Source organism: Sporofaciens sp. St.21A7, assembly GCF_059728535.1.
Genome location: NZ_BAAGFN010000001.1, coordinates 3,526,093 through 3,551,987, shown reverse-complemented (window position 1 = coordinate 3,551,987; position 25,895 = coordinate 3,526,093). Strand labels below are relative to the sequence as shown.

28 protein-coding genes are annotated in these 25,895 nt (G+C 44.2%); 27 read left to right on the top strand and 1 reads right to left on the bottom strand.

What is annotated here, in order from left to right; genetic code table 11:
• The first annotated feature begins 314 nt into the window (after window positions 1–314).
• The 13 genes from AC6I3O_RS17615 (at window position 315) to AC6I3O_RS17555 (ending at window position 12,867) form a co-directional block, all read left to right on the top strand.
• On the top strand, window positions 315–878 hold the full coding sequence (locus tag AC6I3O_RS17615; protein ID WP_115624811.1) for a hypothetical protein: 564 nt from the start codon (window positions 315–317) through the stop codon (window positions 876–878).
• A gap of 329 nt (window positions 879–1,207) precedes the next feature.
• Window positions 1,208–1,894 carry a response regulator transcription factor gene (locus AC6I3O_RS17610; RefSeq protein ID WP_172495663.1) on the top strand — a complete coding sequence of 229 codons (687 nt, stop codon included), beginning with the start codon at window positions 1,208–1,210 and terminating at the stop codon, window positions 1,892–1,894.
• Between the two features lie 8 nt (window positions 1,895–1,902).
• On the top strand, window positions 1,903–2,940 hold the full coding sequence (locus AC6I3O_RS17605) for a sensor histidine kinase (RefSeq protein ID WP_497851997.1): 1,038 nt from the start codon (window positions 1,903–1,905) through the stop codon (window positions 2,938–2,940).
• Window positions 2,941–3,018: 78 nt separating this feature from the next.
• Window positions 3,019–3,702, top strand: coding sequence for an ABC transporter ATP-binding protein (locus AC6I3O_RS17600; protein WP_497851996.1), 684 nt, complete (start codon window positions 3,019–3,021; stop codon window positions 3,700–3,702).
• Window positions 3,699–6,032: an FtsX-like permease family protein gene (locus tag AC6I3O_RS17595; protein WP_497851995.1), complete on the top strand. Its 2,334-nt coding sequence runs from the start codon at window positions 3,699–3,701 to the stop codon at window positions 6,030–6,032. Before AC6I3O_RS17600 ends, AC6I3O_RS17595 begins: the two co-directional genes overlap by 4 nt.
• 259 nt (window positions 6,033–6,291) lie before the next feature.
• On the top strand, window positions 6,292–8,118 hold the full coding sequence (locus tag AC6I3O_RS17590; protein ID WP_302144327.1) for a transposase: 1,827 nt from the start codon (window positions 6,292–6,294) through the stop codon (window positions 8,116–8,118).
• 296 nt (window positions 8,119–8,414) lie between these two features.
• A complete protein-coding gene (locus AC6I3O_RS17585; RefSeq protein ID WP_177957264.1) occupies window positions 8,415–8,879 on the top strand; it encodes a GNAT family N-acetyltransferase in 465 nt (154 codons plus the stop codon).
• Between the two features lie 53 nt (window positions 8,880–8,932).
• Complete coding sequence (locus AC6I3O_RS17580) at window positions 8,933–9,400, top strand: GNAT family N-acetyltransferase (protein WP_497851994.1); 468 nt, start codon at window positions 8,933–8,935, stop codon at window positions 9,398–9,400.
• Window positions 9,401–9,560: 160 nt separating this feature from the next.
• On the top strand, window positions 9,561–10,010 hold the full coding sequence (locus tag AC6I3O_RS17575) for a transglycosylase domain-containing protein (RefSeq protein ID WP_300512656.1): 450 nt from the start codon (window positions 9,561–9,563) through the stop codon (window positions 10,008–10,010).
• Window position 10,011: 1 nt separating this feature from the next.
• Window positions 10,012–10,431, top strand: a complete 420-nt coding sequence (locus AC6I3O_RS17570) for a winged helix-turn-helix domain-containing protein (RefSeq protein ID WP_497851993.1) — start codon at window positions 10,012–10,014, stop codon at window positions 10,429–10,431.
• A 77-nt stretch (window positions 10,432–10,508) separates the two neighbouring features.
• A complete protein-coding gene (locus AC6I3O_RS17565; RefSeq protein WP_497851992.1) occupies window positions 10,509–10,862 on the top strand; it encodes a hypothetical protein in 354 nt (117 codons plus the stop codon).
• A 53-nt stretch (window positions 10,863–10,915) separates the two neighbouring features.
• Entirely contained in the window at window positions 10,916–12,388 is a 1,473-nt protein-coding gene (locus tag AC6I3O_RS17560) for a recombinase family protein (protein WP_497853505.1), read from the top strand.
• Window positions 12,389–12,654: 266 nt separating this feature from the next.
• On the top strand, window positions 12,655–12,867 hold the full coding sequence (locus AC6I3O_RS17555) for a helix-turn-helix domain-containing protein (protein ID WP_497851991.1): 213 nt from the start codon (window positions 12,655–12,657) through the stop codon (window positions 12,865–12,867).
• A gap of 64 nt (window positions 12,868–12,931) precedes the next feature.
• Here AC6I3O_RS17555 and AC6I3O_RS17550 read toward each other — a convergent pair whose 3' ends face one another.
• Entirely contained in the window at window positions 12,932–13,753 is an 822-nt protein-coding gene (locus AC6I3O_RS17550; RefSeq protein WP_497851990.1) for a helix-turn-helix domain-containing protein, read from the bottom strand.
• A gap of 381 nt (window positions 13,754–14,134) precedes the next feature.
• Here AC6I3O_RS17550 and AC6I3O_RS17545 point away from each other — a divergent pair, with 381 nt between their 5' ends.
• The 14 genes from AC6I3O_RS17545 to AC6I3O_RS17480 all read left to right on the top strand — a co-directional run bounded on the left by AC6I3O_RS17545 (window position 14,135) and on the right by AC6I3O_RS17480 (window position 25,754).
• Window positions 14,135–14,398 (top strand): hypothetical protein, encoded by a 264-nt coding sequence (locus tag AC6I3O_RS17545; protein WP_497851989.1) that lies wholly within the window; start codon window positions 14,135–14,137, stop codon window positions 14,396–14,398.
• A gap of 138 nt (window positions 14,399–14,536) precedes the next feature.
• Window positions 14,537–15,157 carry a TetR/AcrR family transcriptional regulator gene (locus AC6I3O_RS17540; protein ID WP_497851988.1) on the top strand — a complete coding sequence of 207 codons (621 nt, stop codon included), beginning with the start codon at window positions 14,537–14,539 and terminating at the stop codon, window positions 15,155–15,157.
• Window positions 15,150–16,652: a phytoene desaturase family protein gene (locus tag AC6I3O_RS17535; protein WP_497851987.1), complete on the top strand. Its 1,503-nt coding sequence runs from the start codon at window positions 15,150–15,152 to the stop codon at window positions 16,650–16,652. Before AC6I3O_RS17540 ends, AC6I3O_RS17535 begins: the two co-directional genes overlap by 8 nt.
• A gap of 145 nt (window positions 16,653–16,797) precedes the next feature.
• The gene (locus AC6I3O_RS17530) at window positions 16,798–17,220 is read left to right on the top strand and encodes an RNA polymerase sigma factor (RefSeq protein WP_497851986.1); all 423 of its coding nucleotides are present in this window, start codon (window positions 16,798–16,800) and stop codon (window positions 17,218–17,220) included.
• Window positions 17,213–17,434 carry a helix-turn-helix domain-containing protein gene (locus tag AC6I3O_RS17525; RefSeq protein WP_497851985.1) on the top strand — a complete coding sequence of 74 codons (222 nt, stop codon included), beginning with the start codon at window positions 17,213–17,215 and terminating at the stop codon, window positions 17,432–17,434. The genes AC6I3O_RS17530 and AC6I3O_RS17525 overlap by 8 nt, the downstream gene beginning before the upstream one ends.
• A gap of 112 nt (window positions 17,435–17,546) precedes the next feature.
• On the top strand, window positions 17,547–17,678 hold the full coding sequence (locus AC6I3O_RS17520; RefSeq protein WP_497851984.1) for a hypothetical protein: 132 nt from the start codon (window positions 17,547–17,549) through the stop codon (window positions 17,676–17,678).
• Between the two features lie 567 nt (window positions 17,679–18,245).
• Window positions 18,246–19,217 (top strand): tyrosine-type recombinase/integrase, encoded by a 972-nt coding sequence (locus AC6I3O_RS17515; RefSeq protein WP_289695973.1) that lies wholly within the window; start codon window positions 18,246–18,248, stop codon window positions 19,215–19,217.
• Window positions 19,214–20,203: a tyrosine-type recombinase/integrase gene (locus AC6I3O_RS17510; RefSeq protein ID WP_016220306.1), complete on the top strand. Its 990-nt coding sequence runs from the start codon at window positions 19,214–19,216 to the stop codon at window positions 20,201–20,203. Before AC6I3O_RS17515 ends, AC6I3O_RS17510 begins: the two co-directional genes overlap by 4 nt.
• Window positions 20,190–21,218 carry a tyrosine-type recombinase/integrase gene (locus AC6I3O_RS17505; RefSeq protein ID WP_016220305.1) on the top strand — a complete coding sequence of 343 codons (1,029 nt, stop codon included), beginning with the start codon at window positions 20,190–20,192 and terminating at the stop codon, window positions 21,216–21,218. The genes AC6I3O_RS17510 and AC6I3O_RS17505 overlap by 14 nt, the downstream gene beginning before the upstream one ends.
• Before the next feature lie 401 nt (window positions 21,219–21,619).
• Entirely contained in the window at window positions 21,620–22,414 is a 795-nt protein-coding gene (locus AC6I3O_RS17500; RefSeq protein WP_016222232.1) for an MBL fold metallo-hydrolase, read from the top strand.
• A 280-nt stretch (window positions 22,415–22,694) separates the two neighbouring features.
• Window positions 22,695–22,820, top strand: coding sequence for a hypothetical protein (locus AC6I3O_RS17495; protein WP_497853619.1), 126 nt, complete (start codon window positions 22,695–22,697; stop codon window positions 22,818–22,820).
• 189 nt (window positions 22,821–23,009) lie between these two features.
• The gene (locus AC6I3O_RS17490) at window positions 23,010–23,576 is read left to right on the top strand and encodes a DUF6431 domain-containing protein (RefSeq protein WP_354022698.1); all 567 of its coding nucleotides are present in this window, start codon (window positions 23,010–23,012) and stop codon (window positions 23,574–23,576) included.
• A gap of 92 nt (window positions 23,577–23,668) precedes the next feature.
• Window positions 23,669–24,958 carry a TnsB C-terminal domain-containing protein gene (locus tag AC6I3O_RS17485; RefSeq protein ID WP_290452042.1) on the top strand — a complete coding sequence of 430 codons (1,290 nt, stop codon included), beginning with the start codon at window positions 23,669–23,671 and terminating at the stop codon, window positions 24,956–24,958.
• Window positions 24,948–25,754 (top strand): ExeA family protein, encoded by an 807-nt coding sequence (locus AC6I3O_RS17480; RefSeq protein ID WP_290452041.1) that lies wholly within the window; start codon window positions 24,948–24,950, stop codon window positions 25,752–25,754. Before AC6I3O_RS17485 ends, AC6I3O_RS17480 begins: the two co-directional genes overlap by 11 nt.
• Window positions 25,755–25,895 lie beyond the last annotated feature (141 nt).

Sequence of the window (25,895 nt, the reverse complement as noted above, 5' to 3'; positions counted from 1 at the left end):
TATCATTTCTGAAAGGTGGTGATGTCCCGCGGTTCTATGCTCCATGGCGTCAGAGAAATATTTTTAAAATTTGCTTCTAGCACCAAGGGGGAAGTCTGCCCTTTTTTATCTCACCCAATATACTTTTTGTTATATTTCTGTCAATTTAATGCTGTATTCTCGCTCTTGATACCATACCACTACTAAGTTGTTAACATTGAATTAGAAAGAGAAGTCTAGTGGACGGAGACAGAACAGGAATAATAAAGGATGGGATTTACCAAGAATGTAGTTAATAGGTTTGTGACCGATTAACAAATTAAGGAGGAACTGTTATGCTGCGTAAATTGATTTCCGGATTGCTGCTCCTGGCGGCATTGACGACAAGCCTTACGGGGTGCGGCATGGATTTGGCCCGCGGTATCATTAGGGAGTATGAAGATAATAAAGACGGTATTAAAAGTGAGCTTCATGAACTGAAAGATGGTATTAAAAATGAATTTAATGACTGGATGAGTTCTATCAGCCGATACTCCCTCACTAGGGACAAAAGCTTAAAAGGCAAACGGGAACTCGGTATTGATGATTATGTTGGAAGTTATGAAGCTGAGTACACCCGATTTAACGGGGAAAAATATATCTTCGGCGGTACTTCGATGGAACGTGAAAATGGCAGCACACTGAAAGTGACTTATTCACTTAATATTAAATCCGGTACGGCTGCCCTTTATTGGCTCGGAAGTACAGATGAGCATATCATTTTGGGAGATAAGGAAGAACATATGATTGCGGAAGTGACTGCCGAGGACGTTTACGAGTTTACTTTTAATGCCGGAGATAATTTTATCGTTCTCAAAGGTGATGATTTCACTGGAAGTCTGTCACTTAAGGTTGAATGACCAAAGCCGCTGGCATTGCCGCATACATAATGTTTTATTGAGTATTCAGAGAAAGGTAATAGATAAGGGTGGCGGCTACAGGTTTATAGGAAAAATAAGAGTTGGTAGCAGGTATCTGGGAACAGGTGTGTCTATCGGCTCTTTTGTATGCCGCACTATACAGAAAAACTGTCGGTGGCAGTTTTCTTGTATTGTCGATGATAGAGTTGAGATAATATGCTTATAGAGGTAAAATAAGTTGTGGCTGTAAGTGAAATGGAAGTGTATAAAGAAGCTCAGGAGTTATTTCTAAGGAGATTAAGCAGCTGATAAAAGGATGGTGAAAATAAATGAAATGGATTTTATTAGTTGAGGATGATTTGAGTTTAATAAATGGCTTATCCTTTGCCGTGAAAAAGCAGGGATATATGCTAGATGTTGCACATACCAAAGATGAAGCGGACCGGTTATGGGAAAACGGAGCATATGATTTAGTGATTTTGGATGTATCCCTGCCGGATGGTTCTGGATTTGACATATGTAAAAGAATACGGCAGGCCTCGAAAGTGCCGATTATGTTTCTGACCGCTATGGATGAAGAAACAGATATTATCATGGGGCTGGATATCGGCGGCGATGACTATATCACAAAACCGTTCAAGCTGGCGGTGTTTATGTCGCGAATCAATGCCCTGCTTAGAAGGAGCGATAATTTTAATCAGGCGGATACGGAATTGAATTCTAACGGTATAAGGGTTCAGCTTCTGAAAGGAGAAGTATATAAAAATAATGTGCAGGTCGAATTAACGGCGAGAGAGTATAAATTGTTATGTTTATTCATGGAAAATCCAGATGAGGTTCTTTCCCCGGAGCAGATTCTAAATCGGTTATGGGACTGTGATGAAAACTATATAGACAATAATTCCCTTACGGTATATATACGCAGACTGCGGACAAAGATTGAAGATGATCCGGGTAAGCCCAAAAGGATCGTGACCGTCCGTCGCATGGGTTATAAGTGGAACACGGCTGAATGAGGTGCATCATGAAAATACTGGCAAACAGAAAAATTAAGGCTTTATTTTATAAAATTATGGTTTGTATGCTGATATTTATCGTGGTTTCCGTGTCATTCATGATGTTTGAACTTAACAATGCAGCACTTTATATTCTGTTATGCGCTTTGTTCATGTGTATTGCGATTATGGCAGCCTGTTATGGATACTTTAAAGAACAGAATGAAATTATGGAAAATGCAGTGGCTCAGATCACAGAATACATTTCCGGTAACAGGGAGACGAGGATAGAATGTGATGAAGAAGGGGAAATGTACCGGCTGTTCCATGAGGTAAATTCTCTGGCTGCCATTCTGGACGCAAATGTAGAAAATGAGAGAAAATCGAAACAGTTTTTGAAAAATACCATATCGGATATTTCCCATCAGCTGAAAACTCCTCTTGCGGCATTGAATATTTATAACGGACTTCTGCAGGGGGAAACGGAAGAACTGCCGCAAATTCAGGAGTTTGCGGCACTGTCAGAAAAAGAACTTGACCGGATCGAAACGCTGGTACAGAATCTGCTGAAGATTACGAAGCTGGATGCCGGTTCCATTGTATTTGAAAAGACCTCGGAAAATGTGGCGGATATGATGGGAGAAGTGGAACTGCACTTTGCATACCGTGCTAAGCAGGAAGAGAAGGAACTGGTGCTGACCGGGGATGAACATATTTCACTGCTTTGTGACCATGACTGGATGATAGAGGCAGTAGAAAATATTGTGAAAAATGCCTTTGACCACACAGAAAAGGGGAATTTTGTCTGGATTGAATGGAAAAAGTCTGCATCTGTAGTTCAGATTATCATAAAGGACAATGGGAGCGGCATCCAGCCGGAGGATTTGCACCATATATTCAAGAGGTTTTACCGGAGCCGTTTTTCTAAAGACAAGCAAGGCATTGGCCTTGGTCTTCCTCTCGCAAAAATGATTGTTGAATCGCACAATGGCACGATAGAAGTGGACAGTACGTTAGGAGCCGGAACAACTTTTACCCTGAGTTTTTTAATCCCTACAAAATTGTAGGCTTACAGTAATATTACAGTAAGGTTTGGATGGTATACTTTCATCGAATTAAAAATATGAGAAAGAGGTGCTTATAATATGGATTTATTAGAAGTAAGATCAATTTCCAAAACTTACGGCAGTGGTGAAACATCCGTACGGGCATTGAAGAAAGTCAATTTTTCTGTCCCAAAGGGTGAGTATGTGGCTATTGTCGGGGAATCAGGCTCCGGAAAAAGTACATTACTCAATATGATTGGTGCGTTGGATAACCCGACATCAGGAAAAGTGCTGATCGACGGCAAAGATATTTTTGCAATGAAGGAGAGCAAGTTGACGGTTTTCCGCAGGAGGAACATCGGCTTTATCTTTCAGGCATTCAACCTGATCCCAGAGCTTACTGTTGAGCAGAATATTATCTTCCCGGTACTGCTTGATTATCAGAAACCGGATAAGAAGTATCTGGAGGAGCTTTTGGAAGTTCTTAACTTGAAAGAACGCCGGAACCATCTGCCGAGCCAGTTATCTGGAGGTCAGCAGCAGAGGGTGGCAATCGGGCGTGCGTTGATTTCACGGCCTTCGCTGATACTCGCTGACGAGCCGACTGGAAATCTGGACACGCAGAACAGCAGTGAGGTAATTACTTTGCTGAAAAATGCGTCAAAGAGATACGCACAGACTATTATTATGATTACGCATAATCGGAGCATTGCACAGACTGCAGACCGGGTACTGCAGGTGTCGGATGGTGTGCTGACCGATCTGGGGAGGTGCAGTGAATGAAAAGCTATCTTAGTCTTGTGCCGATTTCTGCAAAGGTCCGCAGGCGGCAGAACCGTATGACAATTCTATGCATTATATGTGCTGTTTTTCTTGTGACTGCGATTTTCAGTGTAACAGACATGATGATTCGGACGGAAAGCAGCATCATGTTGAGCAAGCATGGAAACTGGCATCTTCAACTGGATCATATCTCACAGGATATTGCAGAGGAAATCTGTAGACGTACAGATGTTACCGACGTAGGTGCATTTTCCGTGTTTAACTATGAAGGAGGGCAGCCGTATCGTATTCGCGAAAAAAAAGCTGTCTTATATGGTACCGAAGAAACCTATATGAACCAGATCTCAAATGGAATTACGGATGGGGCTTTTCCGCAGAATGATAGTGAAGTTATGCTTAGCCCAAATGCTGTAACAGCATTTGGAGCACAGATTGGAGAAAATGTAACCTTGCATACCCCTGCCGGAGATGCAACGTTTAAAATATCTGGGTTTGGTACAGAGGATAAAGGATATTATGAAAATCAGACCTATTTAGTAGGGGTATATATGACACAAACAGCATTTGCCTCCATTATGGAGAATAATGGAATTACAGACAATGAGCCAGCCTATTATGTGCAGTTCGAGGATGCGACGAAAGCAACCAAAGCCATCACAGAATTGCAGGCACAATATCAGCTGCCGGCGGAAAACATCTCAGAAAATACCGGTGTAATGGGTATGGCAGGGCAAAGCAGCAATACCGCTATGAAGAATTTCTACGGAATTGCAGTGATTCTGTTTATTATAGTGCTCTTAGCAGGCGTACTGATGATCTCTGGTAGCATGAACAGCAATATAGCCAATCGGACACAGTTCTTTGGCATGATGCGCTGTATTGGCGCAAGCCGCCAGCAAGTCATCCGCTTTGTGCGGCTGGAGGCATTGAATTGGTGCAAGATAGCAGTACCCGCTGGAATCCTTATGGGTACAATCATCAGTTGGGGCATCTGCGGGGTACTCCGCTATGTTGTTGGTGGTGAATTTGCTGTGACACCGGTGTTCAAAATCAGTCCTGCCGGTCTTATCAGCGGAGCCGTGGTAGGAATTGTAACAGTACTTTTGGCGGCACAATCCCCGGCAAAACGTGCTGCTAAGGTTTCCCCTATGTCGGCAGTTTCCGGTAATATGGAAAACACAGCTACTGTTTACCATGCCGCAAAGATAGGGGTTGGGAAAATTGACTGTTCTTTGGGCATACATCATGCAGTAGCATTAAAGAAAAACTGGTGTTTATTGACAGCCTCTTTTGCTCTCTGTATTATATTGTTTCTTTCTTTTTCCATTGTGATGGATATGGTACGGTTGTTGCTGCCATCACTAAATGTTACCTCAGCGGATCTTGCGTTAGCCAGTTATAGTAATGAAATGGTTCTTGACCGTGATTTGGTTGATGAAATCAGAAAAATAGATGGCGTTACAAATGCTTATGGCAGTAGCTATATGGGTAATATTCCTGCAACATCTTCAAGAGCTGGGATAGACCATATCAATATTGTTTCCTATGATGATACGCTGTTGGACTATGCAAAAGGAAATATTGCTCAGGGAACCTTGAATGAAGTTTATGGAGACAGCAACAAGGTTGCGACAGTCTTTAATAAAAACAACTCCCTAAAAGTCGGCGATACCATTCAGATTGCAGGCACTGAGGTTGAGATTTCCTGCGCCCTGTCACAAGGACTGTTTGGCGATGATCTGATTATCATCTGTTCAGAGGAAACGTTTGACCGCCTCATGGGACAGGAAAAATATGGTTTGATTGGTGTTCAACTGGGAAAAGATGCTACAGATGAAACAGTAGCACAAATCAGAAAACTTGAAAATGACGATATCGCTGTTACTGACCAACGGGAAAGTAATCGGACGAACAACACAACTTATTGGGCATCACGGATTGTTTGCTATGGATTTTTAGCAATTATTGCGGTCATTACTCTATTTAATATTATTAACAGTATTTCTATGAGTGTATCTGCGAGAACAAAACAGTATGGTGCAATGCGTGCGGTTGGCATGGACAATAAACAGCTTACACGAATGATTTCTGCGGAAGCCTTTACCTATGCTGTTTCAGGTCTGATATTGGGTTGTGGAATGGGAATTCCTTTCAGCCGTTTTCTGCATACGCTGATGATTACACGTCATTTTGGAGTGGCATGGCATTTGCCGATTGTATTGCTCGCTGTAGTAACAGTTTTTATTTTTGTTTCTGCTGTTATTGCAGCCCATGCTCCATCTAAACGGATATGCAATATGGCGATTACCGCAACAATTAATGAATTGTAAGTAAAAGGTTGAAAATATCCTGCCGGACAGAGTAAGTCTCTCGTTCGGCAGATATATTTTAAGAAAGGGGCAGACCGTCCGAAAACCCAGTCTAATCTGATATAACTATCATGGTAGAGATATCTGTCATAAAGGCAGATGACTTATATAGAAGAATGCGTACCTTGACAACTGAATAAAGTGTATAAAATTCTGGCTGCATACCAACAGACGTAGTATAATACAAGTGTTGGGAATACTACATTTTGAGGTGATATTGATGGATTATGTACGGGGATTTGACAGAGACCAAATGATGGTGACTACATGGGATTCCATGGTTGATCCGGATAGTACGGCAAGGCTTATAGATGCATTTGTGGATAGTCTTAACCTTTCAGATTTTGGTGTGAAGGAGATGTCCCGGGAAGGTAGGCCGCCGTATGACCCGAAGGGCCTTTTCAAGCTTTACATTTATGGAAGCGATAATGGGATCAAATCCTCCAGAAAACTGGCGAGGAGCTGTAAAGTAAATGTAGAGGTCAGGTGGATGCTTGGCGGAGTCGAACCTGATTTCCGGACCATATCTGACTTCCGGAAGGATAACATAGACAGCCTCAAAAAGATTTTTCACGAGTTTAACAAGCGGCTTTCCGGAGCAGTAGAGTGGGGGTTTACCTCCATTGATGGGAGCAAGTTCAATGCCTGCAATTCCAAGAATAATAACTTTACAAAAAACAAGCTGGATGACAGGATCAAGTGGCTTAATGGCCACATTGAAGAGTACCTCCGTATCCTTGATGATGCAGATAAGGAGGAAGGGTTTGAAGAAGATCCCGATAAACTTACAAAAGAGCTGGTAGAAGAAAAGGTGAAAGAAGCCCGAGAGCGCCTTGCAAAATATGAGGGCTATCAAAAGCTCATGGAAGAAAGCGGCCAGTCGCAGATGTCACTTACGGATGCAGATGCAAAACTGATGAAGAGTAAGAATGGTTTTGCGGTAGCGTATAACCCACAGACAGCAGTTGATTCTGAAACACATTTAATCCGTGATTTCCAAATGACAAACCAGGTGACAGACCACGGGCTTATGGATTCTACGCTTAAAGAAGTAAGGGAAGAATCGGAAGGCGTCATCGAGGCAGTTGCCGACAGGGGATATGAAAGTGAAGAGGACATGATAAAGTGCCTTGAAGACGGGATTATCCCGCATGTTATAACCAATGATGGGAAAGACGGGTATCAACTTGAGATACCGTACGAAGGAGCAGCTGATGCAGATACAGAAAGCACAGACCCGGAAGGGTTAAAAAAGGCGTTGCATGCCGGCGTAATTCCTGAAGCTTACAAGGATGTCATAACAGATATAGAAGTTATTGAAGTAAGAAGGAAAGTCAGTGACGAGCCAGAGACAGAGGGAGTTTCAGAGTCAATTTACGGGACACCCGAAGAAATGATGAAGAGGGCAAAGGAAGGATACTTTGTCAGGGACCCGGAGAGGAATCTCGTGTATTGCCCGAATGGAGAAATCCTCCGCCAGAAATGTATAAAGAAAAACGGGAACATCAGATACGCAAATAAGAACGCATGCCGGCATTGCCCAAACAGGAATAAATGTTACAAGGGCAAAAATGAGTGGAAAGAAATAGACTTCACGAAAGACTGTCTGGAGAAGCCGTGCAAAGATTGGCTGGAAGCCGAGGGAAGTATGCCAGGTAAGCAGGGCGTCAAAAACGGGAAATATCACTTTGAGAAACAGAAAGTGGTGAGGTTCTTCCTAAAACCTGACAGAAAGAAAACGGCAGAGCGAATGTGTTTGTCAGAGCATCCGTTTGGGACAATAAAAAGAGCGATGGGATTCAGTTACTTTCTTCTGAGAGGCCTGAGGAAAGTGACCGGGGAGTTTGCGCTCATGTGCCTGGGATACAATATAAAACGAGCGAAAAACCTATTAGGATTTGAAAAGATGATGGAGTTAATGGCGGCAGGATGCTGCTGGTATAACCCAATATACACTTTATTCAGTTGTCAAGGTCAGATATTTATTTCGAGAGAAATATATCTGGCATTTTTGATGCTAAAAATGGCTACAAACCGCAGAAAATAAGGGTTTTCGGACAATCTGGGGGGGGGGCGACTAGGAGGGACTGGGAAATGTGTAGGATTTCGTTTATTCTATTTTTAATGGTTACCTTTTTCTGTATTTCTGCAGTATACACGCTGGCGAAATGGATGCGGGACATGGCAATCACAGATATGATAAAGAGCCTGTAAATGAAACAATAGATAAAACTGCGGCACAGTGGAGATGAAAAGCCGCTGCACTGCAGAATATTTTATACATCAGTTTTAGAATGTGAGAATGGAACATGGAAAATAAGGATTTGCAGGGGAGAATACAATATGAACCTAACATATAAAAGAGCAACGGTTGAAGATATAAATATATTGGTAGAAACAAGAATAGAGGTATTAAGGGCAGCTAATAAACTTTGCTCTGATACTGATATGAGTGAAGTGAAAAGGCAATCTTATAGCTACTATCAAAAAGCACTTTGTGATGGCTCTCATATTGCGTATTTGATTTTTAATGATAGCTGTTGTATTGGAGCTGGTGGTGTTAGTTTTTTCCAAGTAATGCCGACCTATCACAATCCAAGTGGAAATAAGGCGTATATAATGAATATGTATACTAACCCTAAGTACAGAAGAAAGGGGATTGCCTATAAAACATTAGATATGCTGGTTAAAGATTCTAAGAGCAAAGGTATCTCGTCTATTTCATTAGAAGCGACGGATATGGGGCGACCGTTATATGAAAAATATGGATTTGTAAAAATGAATAATGAAATGGAATTACCGGAGTGACAACTTCCGGTTTAGTGAACTGTTACAGAGACGGAAAAACAGGACTATTTAGAATGAGAGGATTTAAAATGACATTTCGGGAAATAGACAAAACCAATTACTGGGATTGTATGGCATTGACCGTTGATGATAATCAGGTGAAATTTGTTGCAGATAACAAGCTGTCTCTGGTAGAAGCGGCTTACGAGGATGACCTTTACACCCTGGGAATCTACCACGATGAAACGATGGTTGGCTTTGTGCTCTACGACTATGATGATATGTTACCCGGCTGGTCTATGAGCCGCTTTATGATTGGAAAGCAGTTTCAGGGAAAAGGTTATGGAAAGCGAGCTGTGCTGGAATTTCTGGAGTATTTTGAGAACAAGCATAATGCGGACAAACTGTATATCAGTGTGTCTTTGGAAAACACAGTTGCACGCAAAATGTATGCTTCCGTCGGCTTTCAGGAAATCAAAGAGATTGAGTATACATTCTTGGATATGCAATTCAAAGAAATGCAGATGGTAAAGGAAGTGTAGAGGTCATAATAAAACATGAAAAATAGATGGTAGATTTTTCCAGGTGCTGGAGCGGGACTTGTTGTATTTTGCTTATTTTCACCAGATTCATCGGTAAGAACTACAGTCATTATTGTGGGGATTGCTTTAATTTTATTGGATTTTTTAAAAATAAGAATAAGTGATAACTTCGGATTGCCTTTACGGTGTAGTGATTCGGCGGGGAAAAGAAATAGTAACTGTTGAGCGAAAAGCGGCAGAGGTTTTTGCGGCATTGGACATGGAATCGAAATATACTAAGGAAGAGATCTTTGAGTTATATGCAAATACAGTTTATTTTGGTAGTGGTTATTATGGTATTCGTGAGGCAGCTGTAGGCTATTTTGGAAGGGAACCATTAGAATTAAGTGATTATGAGTGCGCTATGTTGGCAGGGATTCCCAATGCGCCATCTGCTTACTCGCCGGATATGGGGAATGAACTGGCAGTGAAACGTGTGAGAAAGGTTCTGAACAGCATGGTGAGGAATAAAGTGTTTACCCGGGAGAATGCTGACAGGATAGAATGGCAGATGATAGAGGTATGGAGATTTGTTTCGCCATGTCTAAGATGCAACGGGAAGGGAATGTAAAGTGGATGCATTATTTATTATGATGGAAGAAGTCCATGAGGGCTTTTATGAGGAGCTAATGAAACTGGCCGTCCAATACGGATACAGCATTAAGAAAGCTACCTATGGGACGAAAGATATTTCATTTGGTGACTTGAAGATTGTTCCATCAAAACGTCAGGTTTTTCTGAACAAGCAGGAAGTTACTATGACGAGCAAAGAGTTTGATATCCTGGAATTTCTTGCCAGAAATAAAGGACAGGTGTTTAGCAAAGAGCAGATTTATGATAGGATATGGGGAGAGTATTACGTGGCGGGTGACCGGAATATTACTGCTTATATCAATAAAATCCGTAAGAAAATCGAGCCGGATCAGTCCAATCCAATCTACATTCAAACAGTCTGGGGCGTAGGTTACAAATTTAATGAAAAGATAGGGTAAGCAGGGATGTATGAAATATGCAGTCTCTGCTTATTTTATAAACAGAACTACCATTTAGAACGAAGGAGGATTTTGGAATGGAAAATGAGGTTATGGAAAAACTGGTTCTTTTTCTGCAAAATTTAAGATGCGAGAATGTAAACAGAGAGACTCTGGTACATCTTGCCGGCTGTAAAAGGGAAAAAGAAGGCTTAAGGAATCTTCGTACCGGGTACGAGGAGTTGAAAGAACGGATGTCTGTCTCTGATAAGGATCTTCTGGAAAAGTACATGGAGCAGGCAGAAAGGGTAGCCTTTGAGGAACAACAGGAAGTATATCTGCAGGGGATAATGGATGCTTTCCAGGTTCTTGAGGGACTGGGGGTGATTCGGGCAAGCGAAAAAATCGAAAATCTAATCAAACACATAGAAAATGACTCATTCAATTCATAGAATGGGCCATTTCTTTTGTCACATCTCATTGACGGTGCTCCGGCTTCGGCAATCTGAAATGGTACACGGACGACGGTTATTCCGGGGCGAATTTCCAAAGACCCGGCTTCCAGTCCATGCTTGCCGACATCGAAGCGGGGCTTGTGGGAACGGTTATCGTAAAGGATATGTCACGGTTAGGGCGAAACTATCTGCAAGTGTACACGGAAATGATTTTCCCACAGAAAAACGTCCGCTTCATTGCCATCAATGACGGCGTTGACAGCGCACAGGGCGAAAATGATTTTGCGCCCTTGCGTAATATTTTTAACGAATGGCTGGTGAGGGATACGAGCAAGAAAATCCGGGCGGTAAAACGCTCAAAAGGCATGAGTGGGAAGCCCGTCACAAGCAAGCCCGTGTACGGCTACCTCATGGACGAGGACGAAAATTTCATCATTGACGAGGAAGCCGCCCCGGTAGTAAGGCAGATTTACAGCCTATGCCTTGCGGGGAACGGTCCGACCAAGATAGCCCGTATGCTTACCGAGCAGGAAATCCACACGCCGGGAACGCTGGAATACCGCCGGACGGGAAGCACACGCCGCTACCACCCCGGCTACGAGTGCAAGTGGGCGGCGAACACCGTGGTGCATATCCTTGAAAACCGGGAATACACGGGCTGCCTTGTGAACTTCAAGACCACCACCCAATCCTACAAATGCAGCAAGATTATCTACAACAGCGAGGACAAACAGGCAATCTTTGAGAACCACCACGAGCAGATAATCGACAGGGACACATGGGAACGGGTGCAGGAGCTACGCAAGCAGCGCAAACGCCCTAACCGCTATGATGAAGTGGGCTTGTTCTCCGGCATACTCTTTTGTGCCGACTGCGGCAGCGTCATGTACCAGCAGAGGTATCAGACCGAAAAACGGCGGCAGGACTGCTATATCTGCGGCAGCTACAAGAAGCGCACGGCAGACTGTACGGCGCACTTTATCCGCACCGACCTTTTAACCGCCGGAGTGACCGAGAACCTACGGAAAGTCACCAGCTACGCCGCAAAGCACGAAGCCCGGTTTATGAAGCTGTTGACCGAGCAGACCGAGGACGGGAGCAAACGCCGGAACGCCGCCAAGAAGAAAGAACTGGAAGCGGCAGAAAAAAGGATTGCGGAACTCTCCGCTATCTTCAAGCGGCTGTATGAGGACAGCGTGACCGGGCGCATATCGGACGAGCGTTTCACGGAACTTTCGGCAGACTACGAAGCCGAGCAAAAGGAACTGAAAGAGAAAGCCGCCGCTTTGCAGAGCGAGCTTTCTAAAACGCTGGAAGCCACGGCAAACGCTGAAAAGTTTATGAAAGTGGTACGCAAGTACACCAGCTTTGAGGAACTCACCCCTACCCTGTTACGGGAGTTTGTGGAGAAAATCGTAATCCACGAATCGGAAGCCCTTGACGGGAAACGCCGGGGGAAGCTCCGCAGACAGGAAATCGAAATCTATTACTCTTTTGTCGGCAAGGTAGAATTGCCCGACTAAAGCCCGACCCGTCCGGCAGTCAGCCGGACAGGGAACGGCAAAATTTTTTACACTTCTTTTACTTCTTTATCTCACATGAGCAAAGAGCCAGGGAATCAAGCACTTCGTACCCAAATAGGTGTAACAAAAATATGATTGGCAAAACAACAGGAAATACCGCCAACAATCAAGATTTGATTGATAAAAGACAATATCTCTGATAGAATAAACGAAACAGATACAGAAAACAGGCAGAAAAAACATCTGCCGGATAACGGAGGATTGCTATGCGGAAAGTCAGCTATTTACCTCTGTGGCATTTGCTCTTAGAGAGGGGAATGACCAAGAGCCAGATGCGCATTGAAGCGGGGCTTACCACAAATGTGCTTGCCAACATGAACAAGGGGCAGCACATTTCAATGGAATCGCTCATACGGATATGTGATGCGCTGGATTGTGAACTGAAGGATGTGGTGGAGCTGGTAAAGGCAGAGGAATAATACCATACAGCTTTGTAAACAGGGAATTGCAAATAATATGCAGTTCCTTTTGTTTTGTAGAAATTCAGTCCTTAGTGCGTTTCTGCCTTGCACTTTTCCGGCGTTTCTTAGCGTCAGGCTCCAAGATTTCAGACTGACCGAGCATATCTGCCATATCATCAATATTTTTTTCGGTAGGCTTGATTTTCAGGAACTGACTGAATATATAAGCAAGTTTCTGTTTGGAAGTCCCTGCAAAGGCTTCTGCCTTTTCGAGAATTTCTTCCCAATGATCAGTTAAGGTTTTTGGCGGAGCAGAATCAATATCGCCTTTGTGGGCGTTCCTGATATCTTTGATAATGGTATGCATATCATCATCAATCACATGGGAGAAATACTCGTTCAATTCAAGGTGTTGTGCGTTCAGAGTGCCTAATTGCAGATTATATTCATCGGGATTATAGCGTTTCATCAGTACTTTTCTGCTTGTATCCACCACAAAGTTAAGCGACTTGACCTGCATATCTGCAAGACCGTCAACATATATCTCCAAGTCAAGCATGAGTTTTCGGAACTGCTCATGGGTGATAAGCTCTGACAGGAGTAGGGAATTTAGTTTCCGGTCTTTGAGAAGTGACAGGGCGGCATCGCTCAAGTGCAGGTCGGATATGGAAATATTGCCAAGCTGTCTGTTTTCGGTCATACCGAGCAGGTAGTCAGTTGATACTCCATAGTATTTTGCTAAATCAATAATATTTCTGTGGGGTATTTCTTTATAATCATCAGATTCATAAGAACCGAGCGTGGAAGCGGGAATTTTTGTCTGCTGTGATAACTGCTCTAAAGTCAGTCCCTTTTCCACACGCAAGTCTTTCAGGCGTTCCTGAATACTTAATTGTGTTTTCATAGATAAATCCTCCTTTACGAAAACAGAATATCATACAAAGCGGTGGATTCCTACCGCATTTTTCCAGCATAATAGAAAAATCGTGTTTTTGGGAAAATTTCTAGCATGGTGGATATACGAGAAGGCAGGCTATTTTGTTGGATAATGACAGTACAATTAAATGACTGTCCAAGCTGACATAAACCGCCAAGACTAATTTTAAAGTAATTTGAGCGCCAATATTGGACGACACAGTGCCGACAAGGGTTGCCTGTCAGGAAACAGCAAGGGGAGAACAGCAGATTTATAAAACCGCCCAATTTGGGGCAGAAAAATTCGACACCGGAAGGGTGATGTCAAATAAATTCGGGAACGGTTTGGTAACGGAGAAAGGAGCAGGGAATGAAATTATCAAGATACGAACAGGAGGTTGTCATCAATTTAAATGCCGATGAGGACGAAGCAACTGTTTACACAGCAAATCCGGCGTGGATACGGAAAATGGATAAGCTGTGTAAAGAGTTTCCGGAAGTGATCCGCTTAAAGTCATGGACGGAAGTGAGCAAGACTTATGTTTTACTCAAAAATCTTGTCAGGATTGGGAAGCCAAGGATATTAAGCGAAGCACAGCTTAGACATTTGCAGGAACTACAGAAGAAAATATAAAATCTTCTTGGATGGGAGAAGTTTATTCTGAAGTTATAGTTTATTACTGATATAAATTTCATTGAGTAAATCACTCTATAAATTTTTCAATGACTGTGCTAATGTTAAATTGCGTTTATTCGCTGGAGGAAATGCTATATGACAAGAAAAGAACAAAAAGAAGCCAGAAAAATACAAATTATTCAGGCTACGCTGGATTTATTTGTGGAGCGGGGATACTACGGAACCAAAACGAGCCAAATATCCAGACGGGCAGGGATTAGTGAAGGGCTGTTGTTTCATTATTTCCCTACAAAGGAAATGTTGTTAGAGGAATTGGTAAATATCGGTTTGGAAGGGATGCGCACGCCAATGCAGGTCAAAGCAGAAAACGGTCTGGATTTTTATTATCAATTTACAAAAATGTTGTTTCTACAGACAGAAAAAAATCCTTTTATTGCAAAAATGTTTGTATTTATGGGACATATCGTGCGGGGCGAAGACGTACCAGAAAAACTTCGTAAGCTGGCAGCTTCAGTAGATACGATTGCATTCTGCCAAAACTGGGTGAAGGCAGGGCAAAAAGACGGAAGCATTCGCAAAGGAGATGTCATGTCGCTGTCAAATATGTATTGGTGTGCGGTACATGGAATTATGGAACAGTATACTTTACATCCGGATATTCCTTTGCCGGAACCGGAGTGGATGGTGGGTATGCTGCAAAATGATAAAGAACAATTTAGTTCAAATAGTTTATCTATGGAGGGAAACGATGAGTGAAAACAAAAAGAGAATTGTAATTGTAGGTGGCGGTATTGCTGGATTGTCAGCAGGAATTTATGGAAAACTTGCAGGTTATGACGTGGATATTTATGAAAAAAATCCAGTTGCTGGCGGACAGTGTATGGGGTGGAACCGGAAAGGATGCCATATTGACAATTGCATTCATTGGCTTACTGGAACGAAAAAGGGGACAGCACTCCGAAAAGTATGGGAAACCGTTGGAGCATTAGATGAACATACGGAATTTGCGGATTGTGACAGTTTTTATACAAGTATCAAAGGGGACTCGCAAGTAACATTGTGGAAGGATTTGGAAAGGACGAAATCGGAATTGCTCAAATTGTCCCCTGAAGATGCGGTGGAAATAGAGAAATTTATAGAGCATGTGAAATATGCGGCGGAATGTGAAATACCAGCCGAAAAACCTATGGATGCTATGGGAATCATGGATTATATCCATATGGGCGTTTCAATGGCGAATATGCCAAAGGTGATGAAAGAATATGGCTCCATTGATTTGGAGGAACTGTCCAAGCGGTTTAAACACCCTGCTTTAAAACAACTATTTACAGATTATTTGCCAAAAGAATATGTTGCAAGTTCATTTCTCGTTTCTTATGCCAGTATTACATCTGGCAATGGCGAGATCCCAATGGGCGGTTCTCTGGCAATGGTAAACCGTATGGTGAACCGTTTTTTACGGCTGGGCGGGAATTTGCACTACAATGCGCCTGTTGTACGGATTCTTATAGAGAATAAAAAAGCAATAGGAATCGAAATAGCAGATAAAGAAAAGGTATTAGCGGATTATATTATTTCATCAGTGGATACCATGGAGATGTTTGGCAGGTTAATCGGGAAAAAGTATATGGATGCAAAATGGCAGTCCTGTTATGCTGATCATGAAAAATATCCTCTTTTTAGTGCTGTTCAGGCAGCATTCGTGGCAGATGGGGAAGCGTATGACAGAAAAGGTACTATTTTCTTTGACTGTAGTCCTTTTGAAACAGGCGGAAGGAAAGTGGAGAGGATTTCAGTGAAAAGTTATGAATATGAACCGGAATTTGCTCCAGCAGGGAAAATAGTGATTCAAGTAAATGTCCCGCAATTTGATAAGGACTATTTATACTGGAGGAGTCTGACAAAGGAGGAATATGAGAACCGGAAAAAGGAAGCAGCAAAGGCAATAGAAGAACGGCTGCAAATACAGTTTCCCGATCTTCAAGGGCATATGGCATTTCTTGACTGCTGGACACCGATTACTTATGAACGGTATTGTAACGCATATCATGGAGCATATATGGGATTCATTACAAGAAAAGGTGTAAAGTCCTTTCGTGTGAAAGGACTTTTAAAGGGGGTAAAAAACCTGTATATTGCCAGTCAGTGGATTATGGCACCAGGAGGACTTCCGGTAGCAGTAACGGCAGGGAAGTTCGCTGTGTGGCGGATTGCCCGCAAAGATAAAAGAAGGATAGATTATAATAATTAAACTAAGAATTAAGGCGGGAAAGCGTTTGTTGGAAGAAAACCAATGAACGCTTTTCTGTTTTTAAAGGCAGGATTTCACTGCCGCTCCCCACCAGTCCTGACTTCATTTCAAGTACAGCGGAGTTTCAGAAATGGAGGACAGGATATTGATAAATATAAATAAAGAAAACAAGACAATAAAGCAGTTTGTGAAGTTATGCCGCATTGCTTTAAAGTATGAAAAAGTCAATTATTACAGCGAACGGAAACGGATGGCGGAACGGGAATCACATATTGAAATGTTTTCCGAAAAGCAGTTGGAGATGATTGACAAAGTTTTTGATACTTACCATGCCGATTATTTCCAAATCATGGGATATGAAATCGGCATTGTAGACGGGGATTTGGCACAGGCATTAAGGGAGATGCCGGACAGGCAGATGCAGATTGTCCTGATGTATTATCTTGTCGGGTTGAAAGACAGGGAGATTGGGGAAATTTTTGGTCTGGCGAAAAGCAGTGTTTGTAAGTTGAGGCATGATGCAATAAAAATGCTCCGACGGCTGATGGAGGAATTATATTATGGATAATCAGTATAAAGGCAAGGATATTTCCTTTGAAACACTGGAAAAGGAAGTGAATGGCGATTACTTTGCCATGCAGGAAGTGATCAGGCTGTTCAAGCCGTACATGGCAAGGCTAAGCGTTGAGGAAGGCAGATTTAACGGGGAACTGTTTGAAAGGCTTGTGCGGAAACTTATGTTTATAACAGTCCGGTTCAGGACTGACTATGACGAGAAGTAAACAGGTGTTACAAGGCACAGGAGGGGACATTCAGCATTATGGGTGTCCTCTTTTGTGTGCCTGTATTTCTATATAGTATTAACAGCGTTACGGGCAGGGAGGAAGTGAAAAAATGAGTGAAAATAAATTAAGGAGCAGGGATGCGATTGAGGAAGAATTAAAGAAAACAAAAGCCGAGTTTACCATTGCGAAACACAGGGAAATGAAGTTGCGCAACCAGATAAAAGGTATGACGGAAAAGTAGCGCCGACACCGCAATATTGTATGGGGAAGCCACTTTGAATATCTTCTCAGGGAAAAGCTGGATGTTCCCAAAGAACAGCTTGCTGCTCTGAATGATGATGCGGTAAAGGATATTCTGAATGCGTTGTTTGCGGACTTATCTTTTCGCCGGACTATGCAGAATATTTTGACAGAAAAAGTAAAACCACAATCCCCGACGGAATGAAATTATCTGCCGAAATGTGGTGGACGGAACTGCAAAACTTTGTGGGCAGATAAAGGCTGCTTTTTAGCCTTTATCTGAACGCAAAGTCCACTAAAGGGTAGGGCGGAACGCCCGTAGGGGAATTGTCGTTTCCCCTGTTGTCTGCCGCAAGGCAGGCAAAGCCCCGCAGGGCGCACACACGCAAGGCGTGTATAAGTGCGCCCTATCCAAGAACTCGGATAGGGCGCATTATCCGAGATTTTTAATTATCCGAGGAAATTCTTAAAAACCTTTTGTATGCGGGGGTTCATGCAAAAAATCTCGGATAAAATTTATCCACATGGGCATAGTACAGTTAAAGCTATCAAACAGGAGGTTTTAACTATGGGTTACCATACAAGGGAAACCAACACAGTGCCATGCGGATACCACGAATTGAATCCGGAAATGGAGGCTCTTTTAGCGGAGTACCTTGAAGACGGGAAACGCAAGGGGCTTCAGGAAAGCAGCATCCATCTTCACGATAAGATTGGGCACTACTTTTTATCCGCCCTGGCTGATACAGGCTGCGCAGCGCCGCAGGCAATGAACGCCCAAAATGTAGGAGCCGCGTGTTTAATGGTCAGCAGCAAATGGTACCTTTCACACATCCGGACATTCCTCAGATATGCATATCAGGCCAGACATACCGACAGGGATTACAGCGGCATCGTTCCTCTTTTCAAGAGGCCGCAGCCGTACCCTTCTGTTTATACAATAGAAGAAATCCTGAAAATTGAAAACAGCGTAGACCGGGACTCCCCACATGGAAAGCGTGATTACGCAGTGCTGCTTCTTGCGACACGGCTGGGGATCAGGAGCGGGGACATCTCATCCATGACATTCCGGGAACTGGATTTTGGCAGGAACCTGATTCTGCTTACACAGCACAAAACCGGCGTTGACATTGAACTTCCCATGGTCCCGGATGTAAAGGCCGCCCTGAAACAGTATTTAGAGGAAGAACGGGCCTGCTATGACAGCCCGTATGTATTTCTCCGCATCGTTCCCCCTTACAGCCATATCTCTGTGCAGGCAATCACCAAGATCGTCAGGACTGCCATTATGGCAGCTGGAATTGATCCGGCGGGACGCAAACAGGGCGCACATGCTTTCCGGTCGTCCCTGGCAAGTTCCATGGTCAATGACAACATCCCTTATGAGGCGGTAAGGAAAGCCCTTGGGCATACAGACCAGAACGCCATCCAATCCTATGCCAGTCTGGATGTGGAGCAGCTGCGGAACTACGCCCTCCCGGTCATGGAGGCGACAGGTACATTTGCCGCTTTTCTGGAGGGGAGGTGGAGCCTGTCATGACACAGTTCCAGTCGGTTTTCAAACATGAGCTTGCAGAATATCTGGAAATCAGCCAGGGGACTGTCAGCGATGATACTTTGCGGAGTACACGCAGAACCCTTTTTTCGTTCGATTCACTGCTGGTGGCAGAAAACGCCGACAGGGTTACGGAAACAGCCATCAATCACTGGATCAGGGAACTCCAGCAGATAAACGCGCCCAAAACGGTCAGCGATAAGGTAAGCTATCTCCGCAAATTTTTGCGGTACCTTCAATACAAGGGGTACAGTGTTTTCATGCCCGCCTGCCCCAAAACATCAGACAGCTATGTCCCATATATTTTTTCGGACAGGGAAATCCAAACGCTTCTGTCCTGCGCCGACAGCTGGGCCAACAGGCATACAGACCCGAAAACCCGCCGGACGGACATGGAGTTCTGTATGCTGCTCCGGATGCTCCTTGGGTGCGGGTTCCGCCTGGGAGAACCGCTTGCCGCCAGGGTAAAAGATATAAATTTCCGCAATGGGACCATCCTGATCCGCCATGCCAAGAACAACAAACAGCGTGTTGTTCCAATGGACAGGACATTGACAGAGATGCTGGAAAGATACTGCATTGCTATGGGGATCAAAACAGAACCGGAAAGCTGTCTGTTCCCGGCAGCCAGGGGCCAAGAGTTTTCCGTCAGTAAAGGAACCTTTGATTTTCGGTTTAGGAACCTCTTGCGGGAAACCGGCCTGTATGTACAGGAAAAATCCCATTCCAGAGGGCAGTGCCTTCATTGCTTCCGTCACTATTTTGCCATCCATTCATTTGCGCAGGCAGAGAAAAACGGACGCCCGACAGATGACTCTGTTCCTTTCCTGTCAGTCTATCTTGGGCACCATGACATGGACGAAACGGAGAAATATCTGAAATTCAGTGGTGATATGTTCCCTGAATATACGGAGCTGTTTGAAGATTATGCCGCTGGCGTATTCACGGAGGTGGCGTATGAGGAAAAATAAACTTCCTGAATTCATGCTCCTCCTGGAACAGTTTTTTACGGAATATATGCCGCTCTCGTCAGGGCTTTCCCCTAATACCACGAGATCCTATAAACATGCCTTCCGCCTTTTGTTCCAGTATGTTTATCAGGAAAAGAAGAAAAATGCTGGCGAAATCCTCTTCCGGGATTTGAATTTCGAGACTATTGACGGCTTCCTGAAATGGATCGAAGCAGAACGGGGATGCTCAGTATCCACAAGGAATCTCAGGCTTTCAGCATTGGCCTCTTTTGCCGGTTACGCACAGAACAGGAATTTTGAAGCAGCGACTGTGTTTGCAAATGCGGTGAAAAGAGTGCCTGTAAAAAAAGAGGCCGTCCAGCCGAGGATCACCTTTACGCTTGATGAAGTTTCAATCCTGCTCCGGCTTCCTGATCCCGGGAAACGGATGGGCTTCCGTGACCAGGTCCTTTTGAACCTGATGTATGCCAGCGGAGCCAGGGCACAGGAAATCTGCGATCTCAAAGTCAGGGACTTCCTGGCCGAGAAAAACCTCTATAAGCTTACAATTACTGGAAAGGGAAACAAAACCCGGAGGATCGTGATTGCAAGGCCTAGCGGAACTCTCCTGGAACGATATCTGGAGGAAACGGGAAAGGCCGGTCGGTTGGAGGCCTACATCTTTTCCAGCCAGACCCATCCGCAGATGAGCATTTCCTGTATTGAGGAGATTTATAAAAAATATATCATGCTCGCAAGAACCGGGCATCCGGAAATGTTCCTTGAAAAACGCTACACCCCGCACACCATGAGGCATACGACCGCCACACATATGTTGGAAGCCGGGGTACCAATTATGGCAATCAAAAATTTTCTCGGACATTCCTCGATCTCCACAACAGAACGGTATGCTGAACTTTCACAGGGAACCGTAAACAGGCATATCCGGGATTGGAACGAAAAGTGGTTTTCCCATCAAAAAGAAAATCCTGTTACACAAAAGAAAGAGCATCAGCTCCCTGACTTCCTGAAATAGTTCTTACATTATCCGAGGCAACTTCTCTGAGAGCCTTTTATGCTGGAGGTTTTGAGAGTTTCCTCGGATAATTGATTATCTCGGATAATGCGCCCTATCCAAGAACTCGGATAGGGCGCAATTATACACCACCCAGAGGTTGGTGCATTGCGTTCTCCGAAGGCTCCTCGCCGGAGGGCTGTGATTTTCCGCAGTCATAGTCTGCTCCAAATCATACAGGGGACGCTACGCTTCCCCTGCGCTGGCTGCCGCCAGCTACCCTTTTGTGGACTTGCCCTCTGGGGACACCTTGCGCTGCAAGCTGTTCCCAGCCGACAAGTTTCATAAAATATGCTATCTTTTCGATAGGCGATGAAGTATAATGAAGATGACAACAAATTAGAAATTGTAGAGGTTAATTTATGAAAATCATATCATTGGTAGAAAATAGAACGAAATCAGATTGTATGGTAAAACATGGACTATCACTTTATATCGAAACAAGGACACATAAAATTTTATTTGATTTAGGTCCAGACAATACATTGTTTGACAATGCAGTTAGAAGAAATATTGATATTTCAAAGGTGGATACGGTTATTGTTTCACATGGGCACTTTGACCATGGAGGTGCTTTGAAAAAGTTTTTAGAGGTCAATTCTTTAGCTAATATTTATGTACAGAAAGAAGCTTTTGAACCACATTACAGCAAAATTTTATTTTTTAAAATACCTGTTGGAATTGATAGTAAACTCAAGTCAAATAGACAGGTGATACTGTTGGATGGCGATTATAAAATTGATGATGAATTATCATTGTTTACAGTGAGTAAAACAAATAAATTTTATTCTCCTGCTAATAATGCTCTTTATGGTGAAAATGGAAAAGATAATTTTAGACACGAGCAAAATTTGATTATTTCAGAAAATCAAGTAGTACTTATTATGGGGTGTGGACATACTGGTGTTGTCAATATAATGGAAGAAGCAGAAAAGTATAAACCTGATTTTTGCGTTGGAGGTTTCCATTTATTCAATCCGCTCACAAAGAAAACAGTGTCAAAAGAATTGTTAAATGGCATTGTAACGGAACTTCAGAAATATAAAGATACTGAGTTTTATACTTGTCATTGTACAGGGAAGAAAGCATTTGACTATTTATCTCATCAAATGAGTAATATGCACTATATGTCTTGTGGTGAAAGTGTTGAAATTTAATATTTTAGAAAGTTAAATTCTAATTTTTATCGTTCTTTCACCGCCCATCTTCTTGCCCTTCGGACAAGAAGCATCCCTCGCTTTCAGCTCGGTCAATTCAAGTTTGTTATTCCACACACATCGGGTCAACTTGCCCCGAACTTTTATAACTAAATACCCGCTGCCCATACAGCGGCACACCGAGCAGGAAATCTGAAAAAGGTCTCCTGCTTTTTTTCTGCCCAAAATGAGGTGGTAAAACGCCACCCCATCCACCAATTACCGAAAGGAGGGACACGAAATGCCCTGTCCACACAACGAAATCACGATTGTGCAGCGCAGCCAGCGGCAGTCTGCGGTTGCTGCCGCTGCTTACCAAAGCGGCGAAAAGCTGTTCTGTGAATGTAGAGCAACATTTTATGAATGATTGAGATTAAAAGAAAAAAGCAAATTATAAGAATAGATAGAACAAGAGGGAGATGAGAGTGTGCTGTGTTTTACTGCATGCTTTTTTCTCTTTACAAACAGGATTATAATAAAAAAGAAGGAACCCCTTCCTGGCAAGAACCGGTTCCATCTTTCATCAAATACATCCCAAAGGAAGTATCCAAGTATTATGATACGCATTTTCAATCTGTTTTGCAAGCTGAAAAAAATAAAAATATCAGACCAGGAGTGGTTTGACCAGGCGGTTGGAGACCTGATGCTTTCGGACCAGTGCTGCCCATACTGTGGGGCAAAAAGCAGCATGAAACCCCATGACAGCTATTCCCGTTACATGGTCACGTTAAAAGGGGATAAACCGGTAACGGAATCCCTGTGTGTTCCACGGGTAAAGTGCACCTCCTGCGGGCATACCCATGCCCTCCTTCCTGAGATGCTGATCCCCTATTCATCTTACAGCCTGCGCTTTGTCCTGTCCGTTCTGAATGCTTATTTCCTGCATGCCCATACGGTAGAAGATATTTGTGAAGCTTACCAGATCTGCCATTCCACACTTTACGTCTTCCGGGACCTGTTCCTTTCCCATAAACAGATGATCCTGGGGCTCCTGAATGATGCACAGAAAAAAGCGTCTGATTTTATCGGAAAACTGGACGGGGAACGGCTCTTCCGGTTTTGGGAGTCGTTCCGGTATTCATTCCTGCAGGCATACCATGCGTCAGATTTCCATCACCGCTGAAGTTCCAGGCAAAACATTCCGGATGTTTCCCATAATCCCGGCATGTACTTTGGGGGGCGGCGGGGATATACTGTAACCGGAGGCGATATAAAATGGAACAACAAAAGAAAACAGAACGGACAGAGGAACAGATGGAGGCAGCCCGGCTTCGCTTTGGGATGATCGCGCCGGTGATCCAGGAAACTTACCCAGATGAATCCGTCATGGCTTACTGTCGGAGGGTATCCCGGACGCCAATGCGGCTTCCGGATGGGCGGACTGTGAAATATAAGCCCAAAACAATCGGAAAATGGGTCAGCCTTTACCGGAACGGCGGGATTGATGCCCTGACGCCGAAAACGCGGTCCGACCTTGGAAAGACCAGGGTGCTCACAGAAGAGGCAATTGATGAGATCTACCGGATCAAACAGAAATATCCGAGGTTGAACGCAACACAGATCCACGCCAGGCTGGTACAGGAGGGCTTGATCCCGGCAACGGTTTCTGTGGCAAGCGTCCAGAGATTTGTGAAACGCAATGGGCTGAAAAGCGCAGACGCGGCATTGGCCGGGCGTGACCGGAAAGCGTTCGAGGAGGCGTATTTCGGCGGCATGTACCAGGCAGATACGTGTTACCTCCCGTATCTGGAAGAAAACGGGAAAAAGCACAGGACGTACCTGATTATGATCCTGGATGACTACTCCCGGATGATCGTGGGCGGGCGTATCTTTTACCAGGAGAATGCATACAACTTCCAGAAGGTCCTTAAGGACGCAGTTGCGGCTTATGGGATCCCGAACAAACTGTATGTGGATTCCGGTGCGCCCTACAAAAACCGGCAGCTGGATATGGTGTGCGCATCCATTGGGACAGTGCTTCTGCATACCCCTGTCCGGGATGGGGCCAGCAAGGGGAAGGTGGAGCGGAATTTCAGGACACTCAAGGAAAGATGGCTTTACGGGCTCGACATCAGCCAGATCCGCTCGCTGGACGAGTTCAATGACCTCCTGGCAGCATATATCCGGAAGCACAATACGACAGAACATTCCACGACAGGGGAAACGCCGCTGTACCGTTATCTCCACAGCCCACGCCCGGTAAGGAAACCACAGTCAGCAGAATGGCTGGAGGAATGCTTCCTGAACCGTACGACTCGCAGGGTATCCCGGGACGCCACGGTGGAGCTGGACTCCCGGTGCTATGACGCGCCGATGCAGTTCATCGGCCAGAAGGTAGAGGTCCGCTATCTCCCGGAGGACCCGGAAAAAGTATGGGTGTTCTCGGAGGGGAAGAGATATCCGATGCGCCTGACAGATCGGGGAGGGAACGGGAAAACAAAGCGGGAGAACCATGTATCCATAGATTACAGCACAGCGCTTGGAGGTGGGGAAGATGTACACTGATTATTATGGTCTGGGTTTTAATCCGTTTGATAAGCAGATGGTAAAGGAAAAAGATGCTTTTGAATCCGAAGATTTCCGTGAGATGACAGCGCGGCTGGAATACCTGAAAGAGATCCGCGGGATCGGGGTGTTTACGGCAAGCCCGGGGATGGGGAAGACATTTGCACTGCGGTGTTTTTCAAAGAAACTGAACCCGAATCTGTATCAATGTGCTTATCTGTGCCTGTCCACAGTAAGCGTGCAGGAATTCTACCGCCAGCTGTGTGAAGCGCTGGGGCTGGAATCCGGATTTGGGAAGAGCCAGATGTTCAAGTCGATCCAGGAGCGGCTGTATTATCTGTATAAAGAGAAAAGGCAGCCGTTCATCTGTATCCTGGATGAGGCACAGTACCTGAACAGCAGCATCCTGCGAGACCTGAAAATGCTAATGAACCAGAAATATGATTCGGTGAATTGTTTTTCGCTGATCTTATGTGGGGAACCTTATCTGAACCACATCCTGGAAAAACAGGTCAATGAGGCATTGCGGCAGAGGGTTGTGGTGCATTACAACTTCCATGGCCTGACAGACCAGGAAGTGCCGGACTATATCCGGCAGAAGATCCGGAATGCGGGCGGGAGCCCGGAGATCATTGATACTGCAGCGATCAGTTCTGTCCACAGCTACAGCCAGGGGAATGCCCGGCTGATTGACAATGTGATGACAGACGCGATGACTTTGGGAAGCCAGATGGAGAAAAAAGTGATTGATGCCGAGGTAATGTTAGCGGCGATCAATAACCAGGCATTGAGCTGAGAGAATGCAGGGAAAGAGGCATGACCGTGTCGTTGAGATGCGGTTGTGCTTTTTTTCTGGAAAAGTTGGCGATTATAAAGTGCCGTTTAAGTCTACCAGAAAGTGTCGCTCGACAACTGGAACGCAGACGAAAGAGCCGTG

Coding starts and splice junctions, on each gene's coding strand:
- AC6I3O_RS17615 (WP_115624811.1), top strand. CDS start 315: ATGCTGCGTAAATTGATTTCCGGATTGCTGCTCCTGGCGGCATTGACG.
- AC6I3O_RS17610 (WP_172495663.1), top strand. CDS start 1,208: ATGAAATGGATTTTATTAGTTGAGGATGATTTGAGTTTAATAAATGGC.
- AC6I3O_RS17605 (WP_497851997.1), top strand. CDS start 1,903: ATGAAAATACTGGCAAACAGAAAAATTAAGGCTTTATTTTATAAAATT.
- AC6I3O_RS17600 (WP_497851996.1), top strand. CDS start 3,019: ATGGATTTATTAGAAGTAAGATCAATTTCCAAAACTTACGGCAGTGGT.
- AC6I3O_RS17595 (WP_497851995.1), top strand. CDS start 3,699: ATGAAAAGCTATCTTAGTCTTGTGCCGATTTCTGCAAAGGTCCGCAGG.
- AC6I3O_RS17590 (WP_302144327.1), top strand. CDS start 6,292: ATGGATTATGTACGGGGATTTGACAGAGACCAAATGATGGTGACTACA.
- AC6I3O_RS17585 (WP_177957264.1), top strand. CDS start 8,415: ATGAACCTAACATATAAAAGAGCAACGGTTGAAGATATAAATATATTG.
- AC6I3O_RS17580 (WP_497851994.1), top strand. CDS start 8,933: ATGAGAGGATTTAAAATGACATTTCGGGAAATAGACAAAACCAATTAC.
- AC6I3O_RS17565 (WP_497851992.1), top strand. CDS start 10,509: ATGGAAAATGAGGTTATGGAAAAACTGGTTCTTTTTCTGCAAAATTTA.
- AC6I3O_RS17555 (WP_497851991.1), top strand. CDS start 12,655: ATGCGGAAAGTCAGCTATTTACCTCTGTGGCATTTGCTCTTAGAGAGG.
- AC6I3O_RS17550 (WP_497851990.1), bottom strand. CDS start 13,753: ATGAAAACACAATTAAGTATTCAGGAACGCCTGAAAGACTTGCGTGTG.
- AC6I3O_RS17545 (WP_497851989.1), top strand. CDS start 14,135: ATGAAATTATCAAGATACGAACAGGAGGTTGTCATCAATTTAAATGCC.
- AC6I3O_RS17540 (WP_497851988.1), top strand. CDS start 14,537: ATGACAAGAAAAGAACAAAAAGAAGCCAGAAAAATACAAATTATTCAG.
- AC6I3O_RS17535 (WP_497851987.1), top strand. CDS start 15,150: ATGAGTGAAAACAAAAAGAGAATTGTAATTGTAGGTGGCGGTATTGCT.
- AC6I3O_RS17525 (WP_497851985.1), top strand. CDS start 17,213: ATGGATAATCAGTATAAAGGCAAGGATATTTCCTTTGAAACACTGGAA.
- AC6I3O_RS17520 (WP_497851984.1), top strand. CDS start 17,547: ATGAGTGAAAATAAATTAAGGAGCAGGGATGCGATTGAGGAAGAATTA.
- AC6I3O_RS17515 (WP_289695973.1), top strand. CDS start 18,246: ATGGGTTACCATACAAGGGAAACCAACACAGTGCCATGCGGATACCAC.
- AC6I3O_RS17510 (WP_016220306.1), top strand. CDS start 19,214: ATGACACAGTTCCAGTCGGTTTTCAAACATGAGCTTGCAGAATATCTG.
- AC6I3O_RS17505 (WP_016220305.1), top strand. CDS start 20,190: ATGAGGAAAAATAAACTTCCTGAATTCATGCTCCTCCTGGAACAGTTT.
- AC6I3O_RS17500 (WP_016222232.1), top strand. CDS start 21,620: ATGAAAATCATATCATTGGTAGAAAATAGAACGAAATCAGATTGTATG.
- AC6I3O_RS17495 (WP_497853619.1), top strand. CDS start 22,695: ATGCCCTGTCCACACAACGAAATCACGATTGTGCAGCGCAGCCAGCGG.
- AC6I3O_RS17490 (WP_354022698.1), top strand. CDS start 23,010: ATGATACGCATTTTCAATCTGTTTTGCAAGCTGAAAAAAATAAAAATA.
- AC6I3O_RS17485 (WP_290452042.1), top strand. CDS start 23,669: ATGGAACAACAAAAGAAAACAGAACGGACAGAGGAACAGATGGAGGCA.
- AC6I3O_RS17480 (WP_290452041.1), top strand. CDS start 24,948: ATGTACACTGATTATTATGGTCTGGGTTTTAATCCGTTTGATAAGCAG.